Annotated in this window: 20 protein-coding genes; 13 read left to right on the top strand and 7 right to left on the bottom strand. The window is 72.1% G+C overall.

What is annotated here, in order from left to right:
• Positions 1–189 precede the first annotated feature (189 nt).
• Positions 190–1,290, bottom strand: coding sequence for a nitronate monooxygenase family protein (locus tag AB0J02_RS12740; protein ID WP_363193629.1), 1,101 nt, complete (start codon positions 1,288–1,290; stop codon positions 190–192).
• 169 nt (positions 1,291–1,459) lie between these two features.
• Here AB0J02_RS12740 and AB0J02_RS12735 point away from each other — a divergent pair, with 169 nt between their 5' ends.
• Entirely contained in the window at positions 1,460–3,247 is a 1,788-nt protein-coding gene (locus AB0J02_RS12735; protein ID WP_363193628.1) for a serine hydrolase, read from the top strand.
• A gap of 17 nt (positions 3,248–3,264) precedes the next feature.
• On the opposite strand, the gene AB0J02_RS12730 is transcribed toward AB0J02_RS12735, so the two are convergent.
• Positions 3,265–4,317, bottom strand: a complete 1,053-nt coding sequence (locus AB0J02_RS12730) for a LacI family DNA-binding transcriptional regulator (RefSeq protein ID WP_363193627.1) — start codon at positions 4,315–4,317, stop codon at positions 3,265–3,267.
• Between the two features lie 303 nt (positions 4,318–4,620).
• Here AB0J02_RS12730 and AB0J02_RS12725 point away from each other — a divergent pair, with 303 nt between their 5' ends.
• The 9 genes from AB0J02_RS12725 to AB0J02_RS12685 are packed head-to-tail and all read left to right on the top strand — an operon-like array spanning position 4,621 to position 16,398.
• Positions 4,621–5,892 carry an extracellular solute-binding protein gene (locus AB0J02_RS12725; RefSeq protein WP_363193626.1) on the top strand — a complete coding sequence of 424 codons (1,272 nt, stop codon included), beginning with the start codon at positions 4,621–4,623 and terminating at the stop codon, positions 5,890–5,892.
• A 12-nt stretch (positions 5,893–5,904) separates the two neighbouring features.
• A complete protein-coding gene (locus tag AB0J02_RS12720) occupies positions 5,905–6,861 on the top strand; it encodes a sugar ABC transporter permease (RefSeq protein WP_363193625.1) in 957 nt (318 codons plus the stop codon).
• The gene (locus tag AB0J02_RS12715; RefSeq protein ID WP_363193624.1) at positions 6,848–7,729 is read left to right on the top strand and encodes a carbohydrate ABC transporter permease; all 882 of its coding nucleotides are present in this window, start codon (positions 6,848–6,850) and stop codon (positions 7,727–7,729) included. The genes AB0J02_RS12720 and AB0J02_RS12715 overlap by 14 nt, the downstream gene beginning before the upstream one ends.
• A 42-nt stretch (positions 7,730–7,771) precedes the next feature.
• Positions 7,772–8,536 (top strand): SDR family NAD(P)-dependent oxidoreductase, encoded by a 765-nt coding sequence (locus AB0J02_RS12710; RefSeq protein ID WP_363193623.1) that lies wholly within the window; start codon positions 7,772–7,774, stop codon positions 8,534–8,536.
• The gene (locus tag AB0J02_RS12705; protein WP_363193622.1) at positions 8,524–10,314 is read left to right on the top strand and encodes a heparinase II/III family protein; all 1,791 of its coding nucleotides are present in this window, start codon (positions 8,524–8,526) and stop codon (positions 10,312–10,314) included. Before AB0J02_RS12710 ends, AB0J02_RS12705 begins: the two co-directional genes overlap by 13 nt.
• Position 10,315: 1 nt before the next feature.
• On the top strand, positions 10,316–12,322 hold the full coding sequence (locus tag AB0J02_RS12700) for a hypothetical protein (protein WP_363193621.1): 2,007 nt from the start codon (positions 10,316–10,318) through the stop codon (positions 12,320–12,322).
• On the top strand, positions 12,319–12,981 hold the full coding sequence (locus AB0J02_RS12695) for a DUF624 domain-containing protein (protein WP_363193620.1): 663 nt from the start codon (positions 12,319–12,321) through the stop codon (positions 12,979–12,981). Before AB0J02_RS12700 ends, AB0J02_RS12695 begins: the two co-directional genes overlap by 4 nt.
• Before the next feature lie 43 nt (positions 12,982–13,024).
• Complete coding sequence (locus tag AB0J02_RS12690; RefSeq protein WP_363193619.1) at positions 13,025–15,421, top strand: polysaccharide lyase 8 family protein; 2,397 nt, start codon at positions 13,025–13,027, stop codon at positions 15,419–15,421.
• 2 nt (positions 15,422–15,423) lie between these two features.
• Entirely contained in the window at positions 15,424–16,398 is a 975-nt protein-coding gene (locus AB0J02_RS12685) for an acetylxylan esterase (protein ID WP_363193618.1), read from the top strand.
• 11 nt (positions 16,399–16,409) lie between these two features.
• Here AB0J02_RS12685 and AB0J02_RS12680 read toward each other — a convergent pair whose 3' ends face one another.
• The 5 genes from AB0J02_RS12680 to AB0J02_RS12660 form a co-directional block, all read right to left on the bottom strand.
• Complete coding sequence (locus AB0J02_RS12680) at positions 16,410–17,951, bottom strand: NAD(P)/FAD-dependent oxidoreductase (RefSeq protein ID WP_363193617.1); 1,542 nt, start codon at positions 17,949–17,951, stop codon at positions 16,410–16,412.
• A 52-nt stretch (positions 17,952–18,003) separates the two neighbouring features.
• Positions 18,004–20,283, bottom strand: a complete 2,280-nt coding sequence (locus AB0J02_RS12675) for a tetratricopeptide repeat protein (RefSeq protein ID WP_363193616.1) — start codon at positions 20,281–20,283, stop codon at positions 18,004–18,006.
• Positions 20,247–21,140 (bottom strand): oxygenase MpaB family protein, encoded by an 894-nt coding sequence (locus tag AB0J02_RS12670; protein ID WP_363193860.1) that lies wholly within the window; start codon positions 21,138–21,140, stop codon positions 20,247–20,249. The genes AB0J02_RS12675 and AB0J02_RS12670 overlap by 37 nt, the downstream gene beginning before the upstream one ends.
• Before the next feature lie 127 nt (positions 21,141–21,267).
• Entirely contained in the window at positions 21,268–22,455 is a 1,188-nt protein-coding gene (locus tag AB0J02_RS12665) for an acyl-CoA dehydrogenase family protein (RefSeq protein WP_363193615.1), read from the bottom strand.
• A gap of 118 nt (positions 22,456–22,573) precedes the next feature.
• Positions 22,574–23,002, bottom strand: a complete 429-nt coding sequence (locus tag AB0J02_RS12660; RefSeq protein ID WP_363193859.1) for a ferredoxin — start codon at positions 23,000–23,002, stop codon at positions 22,574–22,576.
• 282 nt (positions 23,003–23,284) lie between these two features.
• Between AB0J02_RS12660 and AB0J02_RS12655 the strand changes: the two genes are divergently transcribed.
• The 3 genes from AB0J02_RS12655 to AB0J02_RS12645 all read left to right on the top strand — a co-directional run bounded on the left by AB0J02_RS12655 (position 23,285) and on the right by AB0J02_RS12645 (position 25,776).
• Positions 23,285–24,151, top strand: a complete 867-nt coding sequence (locus AB0J02_RS12655) for a GNAT family N-acetyltransferase (RefSeq protein WP_363193858.1) — start codon at positions 23,285–23,287, stop codon at positions 24,149–24,151.
• Positions 24,152–24,342: 191 nt separating this feature from the next.
• Positions 24,343–25,281 (top strand): cation diffusion facilitator family transporter, encoded by a 939-nt coding sequence (locus AB0J02_RS12650; protein ID WP_363193614.1) that lies wholly within the window; start codon positions 24,343–24,345, stop codon positions 25,279–25,281.
• Between the two features lie 90 nt (positions 25,282–25,371).
• Positions 25,372–25,776, top strand: coding sequence for a VOC family protein (locus AB0J02_RS12645; protein ID WP_363193613.1), 405 nt, complete (start codon positions 25,372–25,374; stop codon positions 25,774–25,776).
• The last annotated feature ends 138 nt before the right edge of the window (positions 25,777–25,914 follow it).

The raw sequence follows: 25,914 nt of genomic DNA, 5'->3' as shown, positions 1-25,914 counted from the left end.
CGGGTTGCGGGTGGCTGGTCGCGCGGTTCCCCGCGCCCCTGAGGCATGCGGTTTCGCCGCAACCCCATGAGGGCGCACGAAGTACGCATCTCAGGGGCGCGGGGAACCGCGCGACCAGCCCCCACCGGCCCAGGGCCGCCGACGAACCTCGCGCCGTATGGCGAACACTCGGCCCGGCCAGAACACCTGTCACCGCCCCGCGATCCGATTGACCCGGTCAATGGCCCGCTCGAAACCCCGGGTCAGCTCATCGAAGACGGCCTGCACGCTGCGTTCCTCGTTCATGCGTCCCACGATCTGCCCCACGGGAGTGCCGAGCAGCGGCTCGACCTCGTACTTCTGGATCCGCGAGACCGCCTCGGCGACGAGCAGCCCCTGCAACGGCATCGGCAGGGTGCCAGGACCGGCCGGGTCGTCCCACGCGTCCGTCCACTCCGTGCGCAGCTGACGCGCGGGCTTCCCGGTCAGGGCGCGGGAGCGCACCGTGTCACCGGAGCCCGCGGCGAGCAGTTTGCGGGTGAGGGCGGGCGAGCTCATGTCTGCTTCCGTCGTCGTCAGCCAGACCGAGCCGAGCCAGACGCCCTGCGCGCCGAGCGCGAACGCGGCGGCCGCCTGCTGTCCGCTGCCGATGCCGCCCGCGGCCAGCACCGGCAGTGGGTCGACGGCCTCGACGGCCTCGGGGGTGAGCACCATCGACGCGATCTCGCCGGTGTGGCCGCCCGCCTCGTACCCCTGGGCGACGACGATGTCGATGCCCGCGTCCGCGTGCTTGCGGGCATGCCGGGCGCTGCCGGCGAGCGCGGCGACGAGGACGTCGTGCTCGTGGGCGCGGGCGATGACGTCCGCCGGGGGTGAGCCGAGCGCGTTGGCGAGGAGTTTGATCGGGTAGTCGAAGGCGACGTCGAGCTGGCCGCGGGCGACCTGTTCCATCCAGCCGGTGATGCGCCAGCCGGACGCCTCGCCCTCGGCGAGTCCGGGTACGCCGTGTTTGGCGAGGGTGTCCTGGACGAACCGCCGGTGGCCCTCCGGGATCATCGCCTCGACGTCGGCCTCGCTGACGCCCTCGACCTTTTTGGCGGGCATGACGACGTCCAGACCGTACGGCCGGCCGTCGGCGTGCTCGTGCAGCCAGTCCAGGTCGCGGGTGAGGTCTTCGGGCGCCGTGTAGCGGACCGCGCCGAGCACGCCGAAGCCTCCGGCCCTGCTGATGGCGGCGGCCACCGCGGGGAACGGCGTGAAGCCGAAGACGGCGTGCTCGATCCCCAGTTTCTTGCTCAGCTCCGTCTGCATGGGCGCAGGATGCCGCAGCGGGGCGGACGACGGAAGGGGTTTTCTGATGCAGCGTCAGATTCTTCACCGGCCGCTCACCGGACGCGGGGTGGTTGACACGGGGTACCTCTGACATGAAAGTTTCACCCGTCGAGCGAGATCCCGAAAGATACTTTCAGGAGGCCTGTTCATGAACGCAGGGGACCAGGACAGATCACGCGGTGGCCTCACCAGGCGCCAACTGGGCGCCGCCGGTCTCGCACTGGGCGGCGCTGTCGCCCTCACCCCGTTCCCGGCAGGCCCCGCCGCGGCCGCCGAGCGGAAGAAGGAGCGGCGACGCCCCACCCTGCGCCACGGTTCCCCCGAGCGCGCGGGTCTGCTCGCCGGCCATCTGCGTCAACTGGTGGCGGACGCCGAGAAGTTCCTCGGCCCCTCCCCCAAGCACCCGTGGTACGCGGGAGCGGTCCTGCTCGCGGGGCGCGGCGGCACGGTGGCCCTGCATCAGCCGATCGGCAAGGCGGTGCGCTACTCGCACTACGACGACACGACCGACACCGGCGTCGAGTTCCCCGCCGACCAGCAGATCGACATGGCCGAGGACACCGTCTTCGACCTGGCCTCGGTGTCGAAACTGTTCACGTCGATCCTCGCCGTGCAGGAGATCGAGCGCGGCGCCCTGGAACTGGAGGCGAAGGTAGCCTCATACCTCCCGGACTTCGCCGGTGGCGGCAAGCAGGACGTGACCATCCGTCAACTCCTCACGCACACCTCGGGATTCCGCTCCTGGATCCCGCTCTACAAGGAGGCCACGCGTGAGGGGCAGCTCCGCCTGATCTGGAACGAGGTCCTCCTCAACGCGCCCGGCACCGCCTACCTCTACTCGGACCTCAACCTCATCTCGCTCCAGCTGGTCCTGGAGAGACTCACCGGCAAGAGCCTCGACGTCCTGCTGCGCGAGCGGATCACCGTGCCGCTCGGGATGACGCGCACCCGCTACAACCCGCCCGCCTCCTGGAAGCCGAAGATCGCGGCGACGGAGGACGAGCGGGCGCCGTGGTCGGGTCTGGACCGCGGTCTGGTGTGGGGCGAGGTGCACGACGAGAACGCGTTCGGTCTCGGCGGGGTCGCTGGCCACGCCGGTGTCTTCTCCAGCGCGTGGGACCTGGCCGTCCTCGGCCGGACCCTGCTCAACGGCGGGGTGTACGGCGAGGCCCGTATCCTGTCCGAGAAGTCGGTGGGGCTGATGCTCACGGACTTCAACACCGCCTTCCCGGGCGACGAGCACGGCCTGGGCTTCGAGCTCTACCAGCACTGGTACATGGGCGCGATGGCGACACCGCGCACCGCCGGCCACACGGGCTTCACGGGCACCTCGATCGTCCTCGACCCGACGACCGACTCCTTCCTCATCGTGCTCGGCAACTCCGTCCACCCGGTGCGCAATTGGCGATCCGGCTCCGCTCCCCGGGTCGCCACCGGCAACGACATGGCGCGCGCCGTCGCGGTACGGCCCGCGCACGGCCGCACCGCCTGGTTCTCCGGCATGGCGAGTGCCGCGACCGCCACCCTGACTCTGCCGGACCTGCGCCTCACCTCGCCGACGGCACGTCTGACGTGCTCCCTGTGGTGGGACACCGAACCGCACGCCGACCCCCTCTTCCTGGAGGTCTCGACGGACGGCGGCTCGACCTGGAAGGCGCTCCCCTTCGCCACGGACCGCGCCGGCGCCCACGCGACGGGCGCGGTGGACGGCTACGCGGGCCGCACCTGGCACCGCCTCACCGCCGACCTCAGCGGTTTCAACTCTGCTCATACAAGGGTGCGTTGGCGATACACGACGGACCAGTTGTACGTGGGGCGCGGGGTCTACGTGGATGGCGTACGGGTCGCCGACGGCCACCGGGTCGCCTTCGACGAGGCCCGCCCGGCCGACTCGTCGCGCATCGAGGCGGTGGGCTGGACGGCCTCCCGGGACTGATCCGGTGACCGGCGCCGTCAGCCCTGGAGCGCGGGCGGCGCCGTCGACTCCCGGACCACCAGGCGCGGGCGGATCAGCAGGGAGCGGCCCGCGCCGGACGTCGTCTCGATGCGGGTGCGCAGCTGCTGGAAGGTCTCCGCGGCCATCTCCGGCAGGGGCTGGCGGACCGTGGTCAGCGGTGGCTCGAAGAGTTCCGCGAGCAGGATGTCGTCGAAGCCGACCACGGAGACCTCGCGGCCCGCGCTGACGCCGGCGTCCCGGGCGCCCCGGCAGACGCCGATCGCGCACATGTCGTTGATGGCCACGAACCCGGTGGGCGGCTCGGCGGCGGCGAGCAGTTCCCGCGCGGCCGCCCTGCCCAGCTCCGCGGACTCCTTGTCGCCGAACTCGCTGGTGGCGGCGCCCGGCCAGACCACCGCGGAGGCCGGGTCGACGCCCGCCTCCTCCAGTGCGGCGCGGAAGCCGCGGAGCCGCTCGCGCCGGTTGACGCTGCTGACCGAGCCGGAGACGAACGCCAGTCTGCGGTGGCCGAGTTCGAGCAGATGGCGGGTGGCGAGCTCGGCGCCCATCGCGTTGTCGACGCTGATGCTGGCGAGCGACGCCGGGTCGCCGGACTGGGCGGCGCGGTCGAACGCGACCATCTTCAACCCGCGTTTGAGCAGCGGGGCCACGTGGTCGAGTGTGGGCAGCGAGGAGCACAGGACGACGCCGCTGACCCCGTCCGCGAGGAGTTCCTCGCCGTACTTGAGCTCACGGGCCGGATCGCGCTCGCTGTTGCAGAGCAGCACGTGGTAGCCCTCGGCGAGTGCGACGGCCTCCAACTCCCGTGCCAGCGAACCCCAGAAGGGGTTGGCGACGGACGGGACGATCAGACCGATGACGCGGATGCGGCCGGTGCGCAGCATGCGGGCCGCCCGGTTGGGCCGGTATCCGAGTGTCTCGATGACCTGCTCCACGCGGGCGAGCGTGGCGGGCTGCATGCGGTCCGTGCGTCCGTTGAGGACGTTCGAGACCGTGCTCGCCGACACCCCTGCTGCCTGCGCGACTTGATGGATCGTTATCCCGGTCAACGCCGTGCCACCTCCGGCTCTCACGTCACTGTACGCAGCAGTGTACCGATTTACTAGACGACCAACACCGGATCTGCATCTCCAACTGCCCGTAACAGTCCGGAAAGATTCTTGTGCACGGGCGGTTGACGCCTCGCGAAAGCGGTTCCTAGTCTCAGTGCATCGATTTACCGAAGATCCCGCTCGTCATCAGGGCCGCAATCTGCCTTCTGCCAGCCCTGACTCACCGTATGTCGCAGCACCGTTCAGTGCATCGGTGCACCTCTCGACCATCTTGCTTCCTCGCCTCTTAAGGGGTGTCCCATGGAACTCACGAGACGATCGCTGCTGGCCGCCCTCGGCGCGAGCACTGCGGCGGCGCTCACCGGCTGCGCCGCAGGATCCGACGCGGGCGGCTCGGCCGACGGCCCGGCCACGGGGGAGATATCGCTGCTCACCCCCATCTTCGAGGGGGCGGACGGCAAGCGGCTCCTGGAGGGGGAGATCCTCCCGGCCTTCCGCAAGAAGAACCCGGACGTGAAGGTCAGCGTCGACTACACCACGTACACCCAGCTCAACGAGAAGATCACCACGGCCCTCGCGGGCGGTCTGCTGCCCGACGTCCTGATGATCGGCGTGGGCTGGATCCCGCCGTTCGCCGCGAAGAAGGTGCTGGCCGAGCTGCCCGAGTCGCTCGCCACCCGGCACGGCTACGAGGAGCGGGTCCTGGAGCCCTCCCGCTACGACGGCAGGCTGTACGCGCTGCCCACGGTCATGGCCACCCGGCTCGTCGCCTACCGCAAGGACCACTTCGCGGCGGCCGGCATCAAGAAGCCGCCGACGAGCTTCGCCGAACTGCGCGCCATGGCGAAGGAGTTGACCAAGGGCGACCGGATGGGCATCGACCCGTACTCCATCGATCTGCGGCAGTGCTGGGAGACCTTCCTGTTCGCGGCCGGCGGCTCCATGTTCAGCGCCGACGGACGCAAGCCGACGTTCACCGGCAGGGCGGGCGTCGAGGCCCTGCAACTGTTCAAGGACCTGTCGGCGGACGGTTCGGCCGACTACGCGCAGAAGACCGAGGCCGACGCGGGCGCCGCGACCAATCTGCAGCTCGGCAAGGCGTCCATGATGATGGCCGGCAGCGGCTTGTGGAAGCAGCTGCAGGAGCAGAGCCCGGAACTCATCGAGAAGGACCTGATCGGCGCGTTCGTCCTGCGCGACCGCAAGCCCGCCATGCTCACCGGCGGCACCCTCGTCTGCCAGTCGGCGCGCAGTCAACACGGCGCCGCCGCACGGGCGTTGGTGGAGCATCTGGCCGCACCCGGCACGATCCTCTCCGCGGCGAAACAGCGGGCGACGGTGCCGGGCCTGCGCGAGCTGCGTTCCTCCGCGTACGCCAAGAGCAACAAGCTCGTCGACTTCTCCCTGCGCAACCTGGGCGACGCCTGCGCCGAAGGCGGCACGCCCGCGTGGATGGAGATCCGAGAGAAGATCAAGCCGACGCTCGAACCGGCCGTCGTGGGCGGCAAGTCGGCGGCCTCCGCGATCGCCGAACTCGGTGAGCTGGCCGAGTCGGCCATCTCCCGGATCTGAGGGGCTGCCGTCATGGGAGCCGTCTCCGTGCTCAAGTCACGGTCGCCCGCCGCGCCCGCCGATCCCCCGCCGCCCACTCGCCCGGCCCGCCGCAAGGGCCCCGGCGCGCGGCGCCGCAGGGCGGGCCTGCTGATGGTGGCACCGGCGCTGCTGCACGCGGCGCTGTGGATCGGCCTGCCGGTCATCGCCGCCGTGTACCTGGCGTTCACGTCGTACGACGTCCTGTCCGCGCCGCGCTTCGTGGGCCTGGACAACTTCCGGGACATGCTCGGCGACGAGGTGTTCCGCAAGTCCATCGTCAACACCGTCATCTATACGTTCTTCACCGTGCCCTTCGGCATGGCCCTCGGGCTGCTGCTCGCCCTGGCACTGCACACGGGGCTGCGGGCGCGCGGGGTGTTCCGCACCGCGATCTTCCTGCCCCAGGTGACCGCGACCGTGGCGATCGCCCTGGTCTGGCTGTGGATCTACAACCCGCGCAACGGCCTGTTCAACACCCTGCTCGGCCTCATCGGCATCGAGGGTCCGGCCTGGCTGGCGTCCACGTCGTGGGCGATGCCGTCGGTGATCCTCGTCGGGATCTGGCAGGGCATCGGCATGAAGATGCTGATCTATCTGGCCGCGCTGCAGAACCTGCCCAGAGACTTGTACGAGGCGGCCTCGGTCGACGGTGCCTCGCGCGTACGGCAGTTCTTCTCGATCACGCTGCCGCTGCTCAAGCCCGCCACGTTCTTCGTCCTGATCACCTCGCTGATCGGCGCGTTCCAGTCCTTCGACCAGATCTACATCCTCACCGACGGCGGCCCGGCGGGCTCCACGACGATGATGACGTACGAGATCTACAAGTCGGCGTTCCGCGAGTTCCGCGTGGGCTACGCCTGCGCCCAGTCGCTGGTGCTGTTCGTGCTCCTCATGGGGTTCACCCTGGTCAACCGGCGCATCATGGGAGGCACCCGTGGCCACGACTGACACCCGACGGGCGCCGGCGCCCGGCCGGATCGCCCTCTACGCGACGCTCACCGTGGTGTCGCTGCTGATGGTGGTGCCCTTCCTCTGGATGGTCATCACCTCGCTCAAGACACCGGCGGAGATCGCGTCCGAGCACACCGGACTGCTGCCCGCCCACTGGGACTTCGGCAATTACGTGGACGCGTTCGAGGCGGCGCCGTTCGCCACGTACGCCCGCAACAGCTTCGTCATCGCGCTCAGCCACACCGTGCTCAACGTGGTGTTCGCGTCGATGGCCGGGTACGCGCTGGCCCGCATCCGCTTCCGTGGCAGCGACTTCCTCTTCTACTGCTTCGTCGCGGCGCTGATGATCCCGACGTACACCAAGGTCCTGCCCGAGTTCCTGATCGTGCGGTTCATGCCGCTGGCCGGCGGCAACGACCTGTTCGGGCAGGGCGGCAGCGGCTGGCTCGACTCGTGGTGGGCGCTGATCGTGCCGGGCGCGATCACCCCGTTCGCCGTGTTCCTGTTCCGCCAGTTCTATCTGGATCTGCCGGTGGAGCTGGAGGAGGCCGCGCGCCTCGACGGCCTCGGCGAGTTCCGTATCTACGCCCGGATCATGACGCCGCAGGTCAAACCGGCCCTGACCACGGTCGCCCTGCTGACCTTCGAATCGTCGTGGAACAACTTCCTGTGGCCGCTGCTGGTGACCCGCACGGACAGCCTGCGCGTCATCCAGGTCGGACTCTCCGTCTTCAAGACGGAGAACGGCACGCAGTGGCACTTCCTGATGGCCGGCACGACGCTCGCCACGCTCCCGATGGTGCTGCTCTTCCTCCTCGGCCAGCGCTACTTCGTCCAGGGGTTCGCGCACACCGGCCTCAAATGATCTCCCTGTTCTCCCCTCCGTACGTTGTGTGAAAGGTTCCGCATGTCCAGTGATCTTCAGGGTTCCCGCGCGCTCGTGACCGGCGCCGGGCACGGTATCGGCCGGGCCATCGCCGTCGCACTCGCCGAGGCCGGCTGCGATGTCGCCGTCCACTACCGCAGCTCCGCCGAGGAGGCCGGGCACACGGTCACCGCGATCGAGCGGCTCGGCCGCCGCGCCAAGGCGTTCCACGCCGACCTCACCGTGACCGCCGAGGTGGACCGGCTCGTCGCGGAGGCGGCCGCGTTCCTCGACGGGCTCGACGTCCTCGTGTGCAACGCGGGTCATCTGATCGGCCGCGCCACCGTCGCCGAGATGAGCGACGAGCACTTCGACCGGGTGCTCGACGCGAATCTGACGTCCACGTTCCGTACATGCCGCGCGGCGCTCCCGCATCTCGCCGACTCCCCCGCCGGGCGCATCGTCACCATGTCCTCGCTCGCCGCCCACAACGGCGGCGGCCCCGGGTCGGTCGCGTACGCCGCGGCGAAGGCCGGCATCCGGGGCTTCACCAAGGCCCTGGCCAAGGAGGTCGCGGCCTCGGGCGTCACGGTGAACGCGGTCGCGCCTGGCTTCATCAAGGGCACCGCGTTCCACGACACGTTCACCGCGCCGCAGGCGCAGGAGGCCATGGCGGCGGGCATTCCGGTCGGCCGCCCGGGCACGCCCGAGGACGTGGCGGCGTCCGTCGTCCACCTCGCCTCCCCGGCGTCCGGATTCCTCACCGGTACGACGCTGGACATCGACGGTGGCGTATGGCCCCGGTGACGCGGATCCCGCGCGAGCGCGGCGGCTGGTGGCACGCCTACGTGTGCCCGGCCCACGGCCTCGAACTCGACCACGGCGATCCCCTGTCGGGAGTCTTCCCGGAGGGCGGTGCCCGGTGCGCCCGCGGCTGCCGCGTCGACACGCCCGCGGTGCGCGGCGCGTGGACGGTGCTCTCCCACCAGGCGTGGGCGCGCCGCGTCCGCGTCCTGGCCGAGCGCGGCGAGGACGCCGAGGCGGTACGGCTGCTGGGTGAATACGCCGTTCTGTACCGGGAGTTGGCCGCTGACGGGCACGACGGAGCACAGCCGTGGATGCTGCGCGGGCGGCTCTTCCACCAGGCACTGACCGATGCGATCTGGGCGGTGAACGTCGGGCACGCGGTGGGGACCCTGGCCGCACGCGGCGCGTCCGGCACCGAGGCCCTGCTTCCGCTGCTCGACGAACTGGAGCGGGCCGCGCTCGACGCCCGCCATGTCCTGATCGACCGCGGCGACCTGGCCTCCAACTACACGACGTGGCTGACGGCGGCGGGCGTCGCGGCGAGCCGGGCCGCCGCCCTGGTGCGCGGGACGCCCTGGGACGGCGCCAAGCAGTGGCTCGACGGGCCGCACGGACTGTTCGCGCATCTGCGGGCCTGCGTGGGCGGCGACGGCTGGCAGTGGGAGGGCAGCACGTACTACCACGGCTTCGTGCTGCGGGCGGCGCTGCTCGCCCTGCGCGGCACGGAGCCGGCCGCCCTTCCCTCCGATGTCGCCGCGCGGCTATCCGGCATGGTCGACGCCCTGGGGACGCTGGCCACGGACGGCGGTGTGCTGCCCGCGCTCAACGACGGGCCGTACCGGCGCGTCCCCCTCGCCCTGGAGTGGCTCGAACTCTGCGCGCTGGCACAGCAGTTCGCACCCGCGCCGCAGCTGGTGGCGATCGCCGCGCAGGCCCGCGCCGAAGCAGGGGACGCGGATGACGGCCTGGACCGGTCGACGGACGGCTGGTTCGCGGGACCGCCGCTGTCGGAGCGCGCAGCGCCCGGCGCGGTCACGGTCTTCGAGGACGCCGGGTACGCGGTCGTCCGGGCGGCCGGAGTGCACGCCGTACTCGCCTTCGGGCCGCACGGCGGCTCGCACGGCCACCGCGACAAGCTTGCGTTGTCCCTCTACGGACGCCACGCCCCCTGGCAGCCCGACCCCGGACAAGTCCCTTACGCACAGGCCGAGTTCCGTGACCATTACGCCGCCACCGCCGCGCACCCGGCGTTCCGGGTGGACGGCGCCGAGCAGGCCGAATGCGCGGGACGGGTCCTCGCGTGCGACGCCGTCTCGGTCACGGCCGAGGTGAGCGAGGCGTACGCGGGGGTGCGCGCCGTGCGCCGGGTCGAGGCGGGCGCCTGCCATCTCGTCGACGTGCTGACCGTGACCGTCGAGGACGGCCGGGAGCGGACGCTCACCGGTCAGTTGCGGCCCGGCGTCGGTCTCGACGTACAGGTGGAACCGGCGGGACCCGTGCGCACCACGTGGTACGGCGACGACGAGGTGCTGCACGGCTGGCACACGGGCTCGGAGCCGCTGCGGCCGGTGACGCGGCCAGGGCCCGGCCCGGCCGACGACCCTCAACAGGTGCGTTCCTGGGTCGACTTCACCGCACGCACCTCGCGGCTCGTCCTCGTCTCGGTGTACCAGGCGGCGTCGCGGGGCCCGGCCGTGACGGGTGTCCGGCTCACCGCGGCGGGCGTCGAGGTGGACCTCGCCGACGGTTCGCGCACCGTGCACGGGACGGGGGCCTGAGATGCTGCTGTCGGCGACACCGCCCGCAGGCCCGCGCCCGCACCAGGAGCGCCGGCTGCTCGACGAGGCCGCCCGGCACCGGGCCCTGGCACCGCCGTCCCGGCACCCGCTGGCCAGCATCACCTGGCTGGGGCCCGCCGCCGCCCACCCGGCGCTCGCGTACCGCGTGACCGGCGACCGGGCCCATCTGGCGGAGGCGGAACGGTGGATCGCCGCGGCGGTCGGCCTGCCGCACTGGGGCAGGGCCCATATGCCCGACCACGATCTGGACGCGGGCTGGCTGCTGCACGGTCTGTCCCTGGCCCTCCACTGGCTGGGCGACGAGCTCTCCCCCGATCTCGGGGATCTGCTGCGCTACAAACTCCTCGTCCAGGGGCGCCGGTTGTACGAGTTCGCGGTGGCCACGGAGGGCCGCTGGTGGTCGTCGTCGTACTGGCAGAACCACAACTGGATCTGTTACGCGGGCCTCGCCACGGCCGGGTACGTACTGGGCCGCGAGGCGTGGACGCAGCGCGCCAAGGACAACCTGGGCCGCGTACTGGATCTGCTGCCGGCGGACGGCTCGCACGCCGAGGGTGTCGTGTACTGGCGGTACGGAGTGCCGTGGCTGGCGATCCACCTGGACCTCCTTCAGGAGTGCGAGGGACTGGACTGGTGGGACCGGGGCGGGTTCATGTCGCACACCTTCGACTTCCGGCTGCACCAGTCGGCGCCCGGGTTCGCCGAGCAGACCGGGCACGGCGACTGTCACGACCGGCGCAGCGGCCACAGCACCGCGCTGTACCGGCGGCTCGCGGCCCGGTTCGGCATCGGCGAGGCCCAGTGGCTCGCCGACCTGGTGGACCGCGAACTCTTTGACGACGAGGCCGAGTTGAGTGGCGTGCGACCCGGCATCCGGGCGGAGGCGTACCTGGATCACCTGTGGTTCGACCCGTCGGTGCGGCCCGTGCCACCGGAGCGGACGCACGCGTATTTCCCGGATCTCGGGCTGCTGGCGGCCCGCACCGGGTGGGACGCGGCGGCGACGTTCGTGTCCTTCAAGGCGGCCCCGGGCGGTGGGCACCAGGCGTGGGAGACCTCGGCCCGGCACCGTGCCGAACAGGGCTGGGAGACGCTCGGCTGCGGGCACCACCACCCGGACGCGGGGTCGTTCGTCCTCGTGTCGCAGGGCGCCTTCCTGGCGGTCGACGAGGGGTACAGCAACCGCAAACAGACCGCCCACCACAGCCTGTTGCTGGTCGACGGGCAGGGTTTCGCGGGCGAGGGCCGCTACCACGTGTACGAGGACCTGCCCCAGGAGCACCGGGCGCTGATGCGGGACGTACTGGCCGACGGCGGCTGGGCGCACGGCACCGCGGAGATCGCCGCCATGTACCCGCCGGACCTGGGCGTGCGCCGCCTGGACCGGACGCTGGTGTGCACGCCGTCGGGCCGGCTCGTCCTGCTCGACGAGGCGGCGGCCGACGCCCCGCGCGAGTGGACGTTCCTGCTCCAGACCGACGCGCCGACCACCGCGTCCGGCGACGCGCGGGACCGCTTGGTCAGCGCGGGATCCGCGCGGGCCTGGCTGCGCCGGCTCGCTCCCGACGACGCGCACGTGGCGTCGGGGCCGACCCAGGTGGCCGCCAACCCCACTTCCAGCACACCGGAGTTGAGCATCACCCGCACTCTGCACACCCTGCGGGTGACGACGCCGGCGCGGGAGCGGGCCCGGTTCCTCACCACGATCGAGCCGGGCGGTGCGGCACCGACGGCCCGGGCGGTACCCGGCGGCGTCGCCTTCGAGACGCCCGAAGGAACCGAGACGGTGCTCCTCGCCCCGGCCGGGCGGCGCATCGAGACCCCCGAGGTCACGGCCGACGCCGTGGCCGTGCTGCTGGCACCGGGACGGACCCCGTACGTGGTCGGGGCCCGCCGGGTACTGCTCGGCGGACAGCAGGTCCTGGAGTCGGCGGAGCCGTTCACGGGGCCTCTCGCCGCCGCGCCGGTCACGGCGGTGACGCCATGACGATCGCCGCCGCACCGACGACGGCCCGGCGCGGCGGGTTGCTGCGCATGCTGGAGGTCGTGGCCCAACCGGCCGCCGCGGGCGCCGCGTTCACTCTGCTGGCCCTTGGAGTGGTCACGTGGCTGCCCGCGCTGGCCGCCCTCGCGTTCACCCTGCGCGCGTGGCGGTCCGACGGCGACACCCACTCCTTCACCGGGGTGTTCAGGGCCTTCCCCCGCTACTGGCGTCCGCTGTGGCGGCACAGCGCGCTCACCGCGGCCGCCGCACTGGTCCTGCTGGCCAACTGTGCTTTCCTGACCGGCCGTTCGAGCCCGTACGCCTTCGTGCTGCTGGCCGCGCAGGCCGGGCTCGGGGCCACTCTGTTCATCCACTGCACCGCCCTCGCGGCCCACGCCGGGCTCGCCCCCGAGGACGACGTGCGCACCTGGCACCGCCGGGCGCTCGCGCTGGCCTTCGCCTCCCCGGCCCGGGGCACGGCCCTGCTCGGCGCGGCCGTGTCCGCGACGGTGCTCACCCTTCCCGTACCGCTCGGCCCCCTCCTGTTCGGACCGAGCGTGCCCGTCCTGCTCGCCCTGCACTTCGCGGCACAGCAGCTCGCCGCACCACCACTCGCCGCACCGCAATCCTCCGTAGTTCGACCAGAGGGGATCTCTTCGTGAGACGTATCCGCTCCGCCCTCCCGCGCCCCGCCGGGGCCGCGTCGTGAACGCCTCCCGGCGCGGCGTCCTCGCCGCCACGGGTGCCGTCCTCGCCGCGGGCGCGCTGCCGGCCCTCTCGGCGAGCCCCGCGCGGGCCGCGGACGACGGCACCGGGACGGCCGCCCTGCGCACGCGCTGGCACACGCTCCTCACCGGTGGCCCCGGGCTCGACACGGCCGAGCCGCGGATCGCCGCCGCGATCGCCCGCGTCGACCGGGCCGCCGCGTCGGCCGTGCAGGGGCTCGATCCGTCCCGCGCCGACGGGCTGTGGCCGGACCTGACCAGTACGAGCGTGTCGAACCACGTCACCACGGCATTCAAGCGGCTCGCCACCATCGCCACCGCGTGGGCGGTGCCCGGTACGACGCGGTACGGCGACGCGGACCTGGCCGATCTGCTCCGCCGCGGCGTCGACTGGATGCTGGCGCACCGGTACGGGCCGGGCCACGAGCGGTTCGACAACGACTGGGACTGGGAGATCGGCTGCGCGCTCGCGCTGTGCGACACGGCGGTCCTGCTGCACGAAGCGCTCGGCGCCGACCGGCTCGGCCGGGTCACCGCGGCCATCGGGCACTACACGCCGGACCCGGACCTGTGGCGGGCCGACCGGCAGATCGCCACCGGCGCCAACCGGGTGTGGATCTGCACGGTCGTCGCGGTCAACGCGGTGCTGCGCGAGGACGGCACGGACCTGACGCGCGTACGCGACGCGCTCTCCGACGTGACGGGCGGCGGCGCCAACAGCGTGCTGACCTTCCAGGACACGGGGTCGGGGTCGGGTACCGGGACGGGCGAGGGCTTCTATTCCGACGGCTCGTTCCTCCAGCACTACAAGCACCCCTACAACGGCGGTTACGGGAAAGAGCTGCTGGGCAGTCTGTCCCGGCTGCTGCATCTGCTCGACGCCACCGAGTGGCAGGTCACCGACCCCGACGTGGCCAACGTGCGGCACTGGGTGACCGACGGCTTCGACCCGCTGATCGTCCGCGGCGACGTGCAGGCGGGAGTGTGCGGCCGGGAGATCGCCCGGGCCAGCAAACAGGGACACGTCGCGGCGCAGACCGTGATCGAAGCGGTGCTGCGGCTGCTGCCGGGCCTGACGGCCGAGGACGCCGACCGGTTCACCGCGCTGGTCAAGCAGTGGATCACCGAGGACACCTACCGCAACTTCCTCGACGTGACGGATCTGGCCTCACTCGTCGCCGCCCAACGCCTCCTCGCGTCGGACACGGCACCGCGCGGAACATTGGTGACGCACCGTCAGTTCCCGCGTATGGACAAGGCGATGCACCACCGCCCGGCTTTCGCCCTCGGCATCTCCGCCTACTCCAGCCGGATCTACAACTACGAGTCCATCCAGAACGAGAACCTGCACGGCTGGCACCTCTCGGACGGCATGGTCCTGCTCTACGACGACGACCTCGGCCACTACAGCGAGGACTACTGGCCGACGGTGGATCCGCTGCGGCTGCCCGGCACCACCGTCGTGGCGGACCGCCCGGCGGACGCGGCGGGCCAGCGCACCACCAGTACCGCGGAGTGGGCGGGCGGCGCCGCGCTGCCCGGCACGACGCTCGGCGCGTACGGCATGGAGCTGCTGGCCTACGGCAGCTCACTGCGCGCCTTCAAGAGCTGGTTCTGCCTGGACGATGTGATCGTGCATGTCGGCTCGGGGATCACGGCCGACTCCGGCATCGTCGAGACGGTGGTGGAGAACCGCAAACTCCGGGACACAGCTGCCCTGTTGACCGTGGACGGTTCGCCCGCGCCCACCGCGTCCGGCTGGAGCGCCGACTACGCCGGAGTGCGCAGCCTGCACCTCTCGGGCACCGGCGGTTACGTCTTTCCGCGGCCCGCCGCCGTCCGTGCCCTGCGCGAGCAGCGGGCCGCCGCCTGGCGGGAGATCAACGTCAAGTACGGCACCGACACCCCGGTCACCCGGCCGTACCTCACGCTGTGGCAGGACCATGGCGCGGCTCCGTCCGGGGCGGGCTACTGCTGGCTGCAGCTGCCGGGGGCCTCCGCCGAGCGGACCCGCCGCTGCGCGCTCGCCCCGCCGGTGCGCCCCGTCGCCGAGTCGGACACCGTGCACGCCGTACGGCGGTCGGCGGACGGGCTGCTCGCGGCGAACTTCTGGGCGGCCGGCCGCGCCGGTGAACTCGCCGCCGACGGTCCCGCCTCGGTCCTGGTCCGCCCGCGCGACGGCCGCGTCGACATCGCGGTGAGCGACCCGACGCAGCTGCGGGAGCGGATCGTGCTCGACCTCGATCTGCGCGGGTTCGGCGTCGCCGGGGCCGATCCGGGGGTCACCGTCTCCCGCACCGCCACCGGCACCCGCGTCACGGTCGACACGGCCGGCCTGCACGGCGCGACCGTCACCCTGACCCTTTCGAGGAGCTGACCTTGCTGTTCGACATGCCGCTCGACCGGCTGCGGGAGTACCGCCCCGAGCCGGAGGAGCCCGCCGACTTCGACGCGTTCTGGCGCAAGACGCTCGACGACACCGCCCGGCACCCGATCGATGCCCGCTTCGTACCGCATGAGACCGGGCTGAGCACGGTGGACGTGTACGACGTGACGTACAACGGGTGGGGCGGGCAGCCCGTGAAGGCGTGGCTGCTGCTGCCCCGCGCCCGCACCGGGCCGCTGCCCGCGGTGGTCCAGTACATCGGCTACAACGGCGGCCGCGGTGTCCCGTACACCTGGCTGACCTGGAGCGCGCTCGGCTACGCGCATCTGGTGATGGACAACCGGGGCCAGGGCGGCGGCGGCAAGAACACCGCCGACACCCCGGACATCGCGCCGGAGGGGCACGGCTCGTCGTCGCCTGGCTTCCTCACCCGCGGCATCGAGGACCCGCACCGGCACTACTACCGGCGGCTGATCACCGACGCGGTGCGGGCGGTCGACGCCGTCCGGGCGCACGGGGCGGTCGACGCGGATCGGGTCGCGGTCCTCGGCGGCAGTCAGGGCGGCGGCCTGGCGCTGGCCGTGTCCGGGCTGCGCGACGACGTGGCGGCGACCGTCGCCGACGTGCCGTTCCTCTGCCACTTCCGGCGCGCCTCGCAGATCACGGACAGCGGGCCGTACGCGGAGATCGCCCGCTTCCTGTCCGGACACCGCTTCGGGACCGAGGCGGCGATGGAGACGCTGTCGTACTTCGACGGGGTCAACTTCGCGGCGCGGGCGACGAGTCCGGCGTGGTTCTCGGTCGGCCTGATGGACAAGGTCTGCCCCTCGTCCACCGTCTTCGCGGCGTACCACCGCCACGCAGGACCCGCCGCCATCGAGGTGTTCCCCTACAACGGGCACGAGGGCGGCGCCGAGTACGACCTGCCGCGCAAGATCGCCGCGCTGCGGGGGGTGTTCGCGGCCTGACGCGGCAGGGGTCAGCGGCCGAGCACCGCCATGGCGGCGTTGTGCCCGGGGATACCGCTGACCCCGCCGCCGCGCACCGCGCCCGCACCGCACAGCAGCACGTTCGGGTGGGCCGTCTCCACGCCCCAGCGGCCGGTGCCCTCCTCGGCGTACGGGAAGGCCAGGGCGCGGTGGAAGATGTTGCCGCCGGGCAGGCGCAGGTCGCGCTCCAGGTCCAGCGGGGTCTTCGCCTCGATGCAGGGCCGGCCGTCGGCGTCCTCGGCGAGGCAGTCTTCGAGAGGTTCGGCCAGGTGGGCGTCGAGCTGCGCGAGGGTGGCCTTCAGGAGGTCGGCGCGCGCGGTGTCGTTGTCCTCGGTGAACAGCCGCGCCGGGGTGTGCAGCCCGAACAGGGTGAGGGTCTGGTAGCCGCGGGCGACGAGGTCCGGGGCGAGGATCGTCGGGTCGGTCAGGGAGTGGCAGTAGATCTCGGAGGGCGGCGCGCTTGGCAGGGCGCCGCCTGCCGCCTCGGCGTACGCGGTCGCCAACTGGCCGTATCCCTCGGCGACATGGAACGTCCCGGCGAACGCCTCCCGCGGGTCGACGGACGTGTCCTTGAGCCGTGGCAGCCGCTTGAGCAGCATGTTGACCTTGAGCTGGGCGCCTTCGGCGGGGGCGGGCGGGATGCTGCCGAGGAGCCGGGCGAGGTCTTGCGGGGAGGCGTTGACGAGGACGTGCCGGGCGGCGACGGTGCCCTCGCCGGCCTCGGTCCTGTACGTCACCTCGGCGCGCTGTCCGTCGGTCTCGATGCCGGTCACCTCGTGCCCGGTGACGAGTGCGGCGCCGGCCGCGCGGGCCGCCGCGGCGAGGGCGTCGGTGAGCGCGCCCATGCCGCCGACGGGCACGTCCCAGTCGCCCGTGCCGTTGCCGATCACGTGGTAGAGGAAGCAGCGGTTCTGGGCCAGCGAGGGGTCGTGGGCGTCGGCGAACGTGCCGATCAGCGCGTCGGTGAGGACGACGCCGCGCACCAGGTCGTCCTCGAAGCGCTCCTCGATGCCGACGCCGACGGGCTCCTCGAAGAGCAGCCGCCAGGCCGCTTCGTCCCCGACGCGCTCGCGCAGGGCTTTGCGGCTGGGCAGGGGTTCGGTGAGCGTGGGGAAGATCCGTTCCGCGGCGAGCCGGGTGGTCTCGTAGAAGCGGCTCCACTCCTCGTACTCGCGCTCGCCGCCCGTCAGCCGGGCGAAGGCCTCGCGGGTGCGGTCGGGCCCACCGCCGACCAGCAGCCCCGTCGGGCGGCCCGCTCGGACCGTCGGCGTGTACGAGGACACGGTCCGCTGCCGTACGGCGAAGTCGAGCCCCAGCTCGGCCACGATCTTCTTGGGCAGCAGGCTGACCAGGTACGAGTACCGGGAGAGCCGGGCGTCCACGCCAGGGAAGGGCCGGGTGGAGACGGCGGCGCCGCCGGTGGTCCCGAGCCGTTCGAGCACGGTGACGGTGCGGCCGGCCCGGGCGAGGTAGGCGGCGGCGACGAGACCGTTGTGGCCACCGCCGACGATGACGACGTCGTACTGGTCCATGGAAGCCCCTCCGGCGCTTGAGGAGCGGGGTCCGGGGCGGAGTCCCGCGAGGTCAGCCGCGATTCTGGCCGCGCTGTCGCAACGCGGCAACACGACGGTACAACTCCCCCGCCTCCGTCCCCCGTCCCAGCTGTTCCAAACAGTGCGCCTCGTCGTTCCGGCTGGCCACTGTGTCCGGATGATCCTCACCGAGCACCCGCGCCCTGGCGGCCGCCACCCTGCGGTACTCGACCAGCGCGTCCTGCCACCGCCCCAGCCAGCCGAGCCCGACCGCGACCTCGCGGTGGCTGATGAGGGTGTCGACGTGGCCGGCGCCCAGGATCCGCTCGCGGATCGCGCACACGTCGCGGGCCTCGGCGAGGGCCTCCTCCCAGCGGGCCATCCGGCCGAGGTTGACGCCGAGGCCGTGCCGGGCGCGCAGCGTCTCGGGGTCGGTGGGGCCGCTGACCCGGGCGCGGTCGTCGATCAGGTCGCGGTAGAGCGTGAGCGCTTCCGCGCTGCGGCCGAGCCGGCCCAGGCTGATGCCCACCTCGTAGCGCGCGGCGAGCGTGTCCGGGTGGTCGGTGCCCAGCGCCTGCGCCCTGGCCTCGGCGACCTCCCGGTAGGCCCGCAGGGCCTCGCTCCAGCGCCCCAACTGGCCCAGGGTGTAACCGACTTCGCAGCGGGTCACGAGTGTGTCGGGGTGGTCGGCGCCGAGGACGCGGGCCCGCGCGTCCGCGACCTGGCTCGCCATGCGGTACGAGTCGTCGAGACGTCCCAGGCGGCTCAGGTTGAAGGCGAGGTTGTGGCGGCAGCGCAGGGTGTCGGGGTGCTCGGGTCCCATGACGCGCTCACGGGCGGCGAGGACGGCCGTGTACGCCTCGTGCGCCTCGGAGTGCCGGCCCAATTTGCCCAATACGTACGCCACTTCCTGCCGCGCGCCGAGGGTTTCGGGGTGGTCGGCGCCGAGGTTGCGTTCGCGGCCCTCGACCACGCGCCGGTACTCGCGCAGCGCGTCGGCGGCGCGCCCGGTGCGGCTCAGCGAGAAGGCGACCTCGTAGCGGCTGGCGAGGGTGTCGGGGTGGTCGGGGCCGAGGGCGTGTTCCCGATCGGCGGTGACCGCGCGGTGCACCTCGCCGGCCTCGGTCCAGCGGCCGAGCCGGCCCAGGCTGAGGCCCGCGTTGTGCCGGGAGGCGAGTGTGGCGACCAGCTTCGATGCGGGCACGGGCCGTTCGGCCCGCGCGTGCGGTGCCGAACCGGCGCTGGAGGCCGGTGGGGGAATCCATTCGCCGGTGAGGCCGGCCGCGCCGTCGGGAGGGGTGACGCGCAGCCCCGATCCGCCGGTGGCCTTGCGCCCGGTGGTCATGCCGCGCGTCCACGAGGGCAGACGCGGCTCACGCGAGACCGGCTGCTCGGCGACCATCCGCGCGTTCGTGCGCGGCTCGACCTGTGCGGCACGCACCGTGGGCACGTACGCCCCGCGAGCGGACCGCCCGGCGACGAGGCGGCGTCCCAACTCCCGCGCGTCGTCCGGTCGTTGTCCGGGATCCTTCGCGAGCAGGTCGAGGATGATCCGTTCCACGTACGCGGGCAGGTCGGGGCGGTGGCTGCGCGGCGGTTCGGGCGGGGTGTCCCGGTGTCCGACGAGTACGGCCCAGGCGTCGTCGAGGTCGAACGGCGGCGCGCCGGTGGCGATCTCGTACAGCACGCAGCCCAGTGAGTACAGGTCGCTGCGCCGGTCGACGTGGATGCCGCCGATCTGCTCGGGTGACATGTAGTGCGGGGTGCCCATGGCGATGCCGGTGCCGGTGAGCCGGGCGGTGAAACCGATGTCGTGGCCGAGCCGGGCGATGCCGAAGTCGCAGATCTTCGCCGTTCCGTCGGGCAGGCGCACGATGTTGGCGGGCTTCAAGTCGCGGTGCACGATGCCTTGTTCGTGGGTGTAGGCCAGTGCGGAGGCGATCTGCTCGGCCATGTCGACGATGGTGTCGACGGCGAGCGGATGGTGCCGGTTGTCCTCCAGGAGCTGGCTGAGGTTGCGGCCCTCCAGGAGCTCCATCACGAGGTACAGGACGCCGTCGTACTCGCCGAAGTCGTGCACGACGGTGATGCCGCGGTGCTGGAGCGCCGCCGCGACCCGGGCCTCCCGGCGGAACCGCTCGCGCAGCACGCGGGTGAACGACTGGTCGCCCTGCGGCCCGAGCGGCTTGAGGCACTTCACCGCGACGTGCCGCCCGAGCGACTCGTCGCGGGCGCGCCACACCTCGCCCATGCCGCCCCGGCCGATCCGGTCGAGCAGCCGGTACCGTCCGTGGATCAGCCTGACGTCCCTGGTCTCCCCCGACTCCGGCATGTCCCGCTGTCGCCCCCGTCACCGTTGTCCGCCCTCCCCGGCTCGTCCAGTATGGCTACCCATCTGCCGACTTTGTACGGTGCGGGGCGGGCGTCGGGGCCGAGCCTGGCCATGGCGCGCAGGATGTGTTTCGGGGGGAGTTGCCAGCGCACGCGGGCGGGGACGCGGCGCAGCGCGGTGCCCGTGGCGCGCAGGCGGCGGGTGACGACGGCGGAGGCGGGAGCGCGCCGGCCGTACAGCTCGTGGGCGTACGGCGGCAGGGAGGCGTACGCAAGATCGGCCACACGCCGCCACAGCACCTCGCGCGCCGGGACGAGAAGGAGATGGGTGGGTGGTCGTTGCAGGAAGTCGTCGACGACGCGGGCATCCGCGCCCGCGGCCAGCTCGGGCCGCACTTTCTCGAAGTACGCCGCCAACTCGTCCTGGCTGACCGGCACTTCGGCGGGGTCGAGGCCGACGAGGCGGGCGCTGGTGCGGTGTTCGGCGATGTACCGGTCCGCCTGCGCGTCGGTGAGGCGGAAGCCCGAGCGCCGCACGACGTGCAGGTAGGAGTCGATCTCGGCGCAGTGCACCCACAGCAGCAGCCCGGGTTCGCCGACGCCGTACCGCTCCCCCGTGTCCGGGTCGGTGGCCGTCAGGCGGCGGTGGATCCCGCGGACCCGGGCGCCCGCCTTCTCGGCCGCCTCGCCGGTGCCGTACGTCGTCGTCCCGACGAAGCCCGCGGTGCGCATCAGCCGCCCCCAGGCGTCGCGCCGGAAGTCCGAGTTCTGCATGACTCCGCGCACCGCGCGCGGGTGCAGCGCCTGGAGGTAGAGGGCGCGTACGCCTGCCACCCACATCATGGGGTCGGCGTGCATCTGCCAGGTCACCGAGTCGGGCCCGAACAGCCCCGGATCCGCCGTACCCGCCTGCGTCACCTTGCGCCTCCCGCGTCGTCGTGTCCGACATGACCAGCCTACGCAGCGGGTCCGACAGGCTCTCCGGCTAGCGGCGCACCCGCGGCATCCCGAGGCCGATCCACGAGATGATCTCGCGCTGGATCTCGTTGTTGCCGCCGCCGAAGGTGAAGATGACGGCCGAGCGGTAGCCGCGCTCCAGTTCGCCGTGGAGGACGGCCCCGGCGCTGCCCTCCTTCAGGGCGCCCGCAGCGGCGACGACCTCCATCAGCCAGGCGTAGGCGTCACGGCGTGCCTCGGAGCCGTAGACCTTGACAGCGGAGGCGTCCTGCGGCTGGAGGGTGCCCTCCTGGACGGCGTTCACCATCTGCCAGTTGAGGAGCTTCATCGCGTCGAGCTTGGTGTGGGTCCGGGCGAGCCTCTTCCTGACCCAGCCGAGGTCGATGACGCGCCGGCCGTCGGCGAGCTCGGTCTCCATGGCCCAGCGCTGGACGTCGTGCAGGGCGCGGATCGCCATGGTGCCGTGCGCGGCGAGGGTGACCCGCTCGTGGTTGAGCTGGTTGGTGATCAGCCGCCAGCCCTTGTTCTCGTCGCCGACGCGGCGGGCGGAGGGGACGCGGATGTTCTCGTAGTAGCTCGCTGTGGTGTCGTGCGAGGCGAGGGTGTTGATGACGGTGCAGGTGTAGCCGGGGTCGGAGGTCGGCACCAGCAGCATGGTGATGCCCTTGTGGGGCGGGGCGGCTGGATCGTCGAAGGCGGTGCGCACGGCGAGCCAGACCCAGTCGGCGGTGTCGCCGTTGGTCGTCCAGATCTTCTGCCCGTTGACGATGTAGTCGTCGCCGTCGCGGACGGCTCGGGTCTTCAGGGCCGCGAGGTCGGTGCCCGCCTCGGGTTCGCTGTAGCCGATCGCGAAGTCGAGCTCGCCGGAGAGGATCTTCGGCAGGAAGAACTCCTTCTGTTCGTCCGTACCGAACCGCATGATCGTCGGGCCGACGGTGTTGAGCGCCATCAGCGGCAGCGGGACGCCCGCCTGGGCGGCCTCGTCGAAGAAGATGAACTGTTCCATCGGTGTCAGGCCGCGGCCGCCGTACTCCTTCGGCCAGCCGACCCCGAGCCAGCCGTCGGTGCCCAGGCGGCGCACGGTCTCGCGGTAGAAGCGTTTCTGGGCGATCGCGTCCTCGTAGCGGGCGTACGCGTTGTCGGGCACGAGGTCGGCGAAGTAGGCGCGCAGCTCGGTGCGCAACTGCTGCTGCTCAGGCGTGTATTCGAGGTGCACGGCCCCTCCTGGCGGTCAACTGGGCGGCGTCGGCGCGGGCTTGACGGCGCACACAGTAGAACTCGTTCCAGAAATAGGGAATGCCGGGGACGGATCAGTCGTCGCTCACGGGCCGGGGTCAGCCGAGGATCGCCAGGAAGTCGGTACAGGCCCGCGCGCCGGCCCGGCACTGCTCGGCACAGTTCGCGGCCTCCGGCACGCCGTCGCAGGCGTGCGCGCACTCCAGGGCGACGGCCCGGCACCACTCGACCTGGAGCCGCAGCCCGTACTCGTCCTGGTGGGCCTCCTCCGACAGCAGCCGGCAGGTCGCGTCGCAGACCTCGACGCACAGCAGCAGGGAGCGGCGCAGCCCGTGCCGCGCTTCTTCCCGCTCGGACTCCCACGCCCGGACGGGGCGTACGGGGCCGTGCGCGGGCGGGGCGGCGGGGGCCGGTTCGAGGGCGCTGACGCGCAGCGCGCAGGCGCGGGCGGTCTCGGTGCAGGCCTGCGCGCAGGCGAAGCGGACCTCGAGGAAGCGGACGAGGTAGTCCTTGGTCGGTTCGGCCATCGGAGCGGGGTCGGCAACCTCTGTGGTCTCGGCGCGGAAGTACGGGTGCTTCGCCAGGGGGGTCACCGGCCCGGCTCCTTTCCAGGGAACGTCTGCTTTCGACGCGGGTAGCCGGTTCGCCCGCGACCAAACCGGCGGAACGGCGGGGAGCCGGACAATTCCTTTGCCACGGAGGGCGCATGGGGTTACTTTCGGCGCGCCTCGCACCATCCGTACGCCCCCGTACCATCCGCGCGCCCCCAAGGAGTGCCCTTGCCGAACCCGGACGTCACACCACAGCCCATGCAGCTCACCGATCCGCACGCCACCGCCGGCACACGCCGCCTCGTCTGGCTGGCGCGCGACGCGGAGACCAACCCCGTCGGGTCGGCGTTCCTGCGCCTCTTCGACCGGAACGGGCAACGGCATCTGGCCGAGCTGGAGATCCGGGTGCATCCGGCGGAGCGGCGCGCCGGGGTCGGCTCCCGGTTGCTGGCGGCAGCGGTCGAGGCCGCCCGCGCGGACGGCCGGCGCTGCGTGCTGGCCGCCGCCGACGGCGACTCCCCCGGCGAACACTTCCTGGAGGCAGCCCGGTTCCAGCGGGTGCTCCGTCTGACGTACGCGCGTCTCGCGCTCGCCGACGCGGATCTCGCGGCCCTCCAGGTGACAGTCGGGCGGCCGCGTCCCGGATACCGGCTCGTGGAATGGGACGGCACGGTGCCCGACGCGCTGGCGGTGTCGTTCGCCGCGTCGCGCACGGCCATGGACGACATGCCGATGGACGACGTCGACCAAGGCCGCGTCGAGTGGGACGTCGCACGGGTGCGTGCCGTTGCCGCGACGGTGGCACGCCGCGGTGACCTGTTGCACACCGTCGCCGCGATCGACGAGAGGGACGGCTCGGTCGCCGGATTCACGGAGGTGGTCGTGCCGGGCGCCCGCGAAGGCGACGCGCAGCACTACGGCACGGGCGTCCTGCCGAAACATCGCCGCAGGGGGCTGGCCCGCTGGATGAAGGCGGACCAGATCCTGCGGTTGCGCGACCGCCATCCGCGCTTGACCGGGCTCGTCACCGACACCGCGGACAGCAACACGCCCATGCGGACGATCAACGACGCGCTGGGCTACGTAGCGACGCATCGCTCGTGCGAGTACCAGCTGAACCTCTAGGGCCACGCGCTCGGAGCAGCCGCCCGGCCAGAGTTCACATGCTTGGATGCCTGGTTTACAGCTTCGGGGCCCCGGTTACTGGTACGCGGAACGACGGCGAGCGGGGGGCGCGGCCGCGCCGGTGGCGACGGCGCCGCCCTCCCGCCGCAGCGCAACCCCGTAATCACCCCCGAGCATCTGCGAGTTGACACGTGTCCGAGCCCAAGAAGTCCGGTTCGCGGGAGGACCGCAAGACCCGGCTGACGGTCCTGGTGGCACTCTCCGCGAATCTGCTCATCGCCGTGGCGAAGGCGATCGGCGGCCTCATCGCCACGTCGCCCGCGCTCCTGTCGGAGGCCGCGCACTCCGTGGCCGACAGCCTCAACGAGGTGTTCCTCCTCGCGGCACTGCACCGCAGCCGCCGCCCCGCCGACCGCCAACATCCCTTCGGGTACGGCAAGGAGAGGTTCTTCTGGTCGCTGCTCGCCGCGGTCGGCATCTTCGTGATGGGCGGCTGCTTCTCGTTCTTCCAGGGCTTCGAGGCGCTGACGCAACCCGCCGCCAAGGAATCGCACACGGGTTACGTCGTGGGTCTCGTGGTCCTCGGCGTGGCGCTGCTGGCCGAGGGCGCCTCCCTGATCCGCGCCGTTCTCCAGGTCCGGGCCCAGCCCGGCAAGGGCATCGGCTCCGACCCGGCGCTGCGCACGGTCCTCGCCGAGGACAGCACGGCGGTGCTCGGCGTACTGCTCGCCGCGGGCGGCATGGTGCTGCACATGGTGACCGGCGACATCGTGTGGGAGGCGTCGGCGTCCCTGGCCATCGGCGTGCTTCTGGTGTTCGTCGCGTACCGCCTCGGCAAGAGCGCCCGTGAGCAGCTGATCGGCGAGGCAGTCGACCCGGAGCTGCGCGCCGGCATCCTGGAATTCCTCGACGAGCAGCAGGAGATCGACTATGTGGCATCGCTGTACACGATGCGCCTCGGCATGGACTCGACGCTCGTCGCCGCCCGCGTCGATCTGACCCCCGGCATCGACAGTGAACGTCTGGAACTGGTCAGCGAGCGCATCAAGGACGCCATTCAGGACCACTGGCCCGAGGCGGACCAGGTCTTCCTGGACGTGGTGGAGGTGCCGCAACGGGTGCGGGACTGACCTCCGGGGCCGGTGATTCGGGGGTTCGAACGCGGGTACTAGCGCAGCCACAGCGAACGCCGGCCGCACCGGCCGGCATGGGGAGGTGCGATGAGCCACGTCGAATCGGCAGTGCTGGTGCTCGACTGCGCGGAGCCGGAGGAACTCGCCGAGTTCTACCGGGTGCTGCTCGACGGGAAGATCCAGCCGCCGGACGGCGGCAACCGGATCGAGCTCGTCGGAGCGGGCGGCACCCGCATGGCGTTCCGCCGCGATCTCAACGCCGCCCCGGCGAGCTGGCCCCGCCCCGACGACTCCCAGCAGGCCCACCTGGATCTGCTGGTGGCGGCGGAGTACCTGGACGAGGTGGAGCGGCAGATCATCGGGCTCGGCGCCCGGCCGCTGGAGACCCGCGGCAGCGCCGGCCGCACCGAGTCGCGCCTGTACTCCGACCCGGCGGGGCATCCGTTCTCCCTGCGCAGCGCGAGGCACCTCGCGAAGCCGAAGTCGCACTGACCGACTGCCTCTCCCTGTCGGTCACTTGACGCATTCTGCGTATCCGTGATCGCTCATGGAACACGGGAGACCGTCCGCATAGTCGCCTACAAGCCGAATCAGCCCGCATCTGCCCGTATCTGCTCACATCCGGCCGAG

The sequence above is a fragment of the Streptomyces sp. NPDC050264 genome (assembly GCF_040655895.1).
Taxonomy (GTDB): domain Bacteria; phylum Actinomycetota; class Actinomycetes; order Streptomycetales; family Streptomycetaceae; genus Streptomyces.
This window is presented reverse-complemented; position numbering and strand designations above follow the sequence as displayed.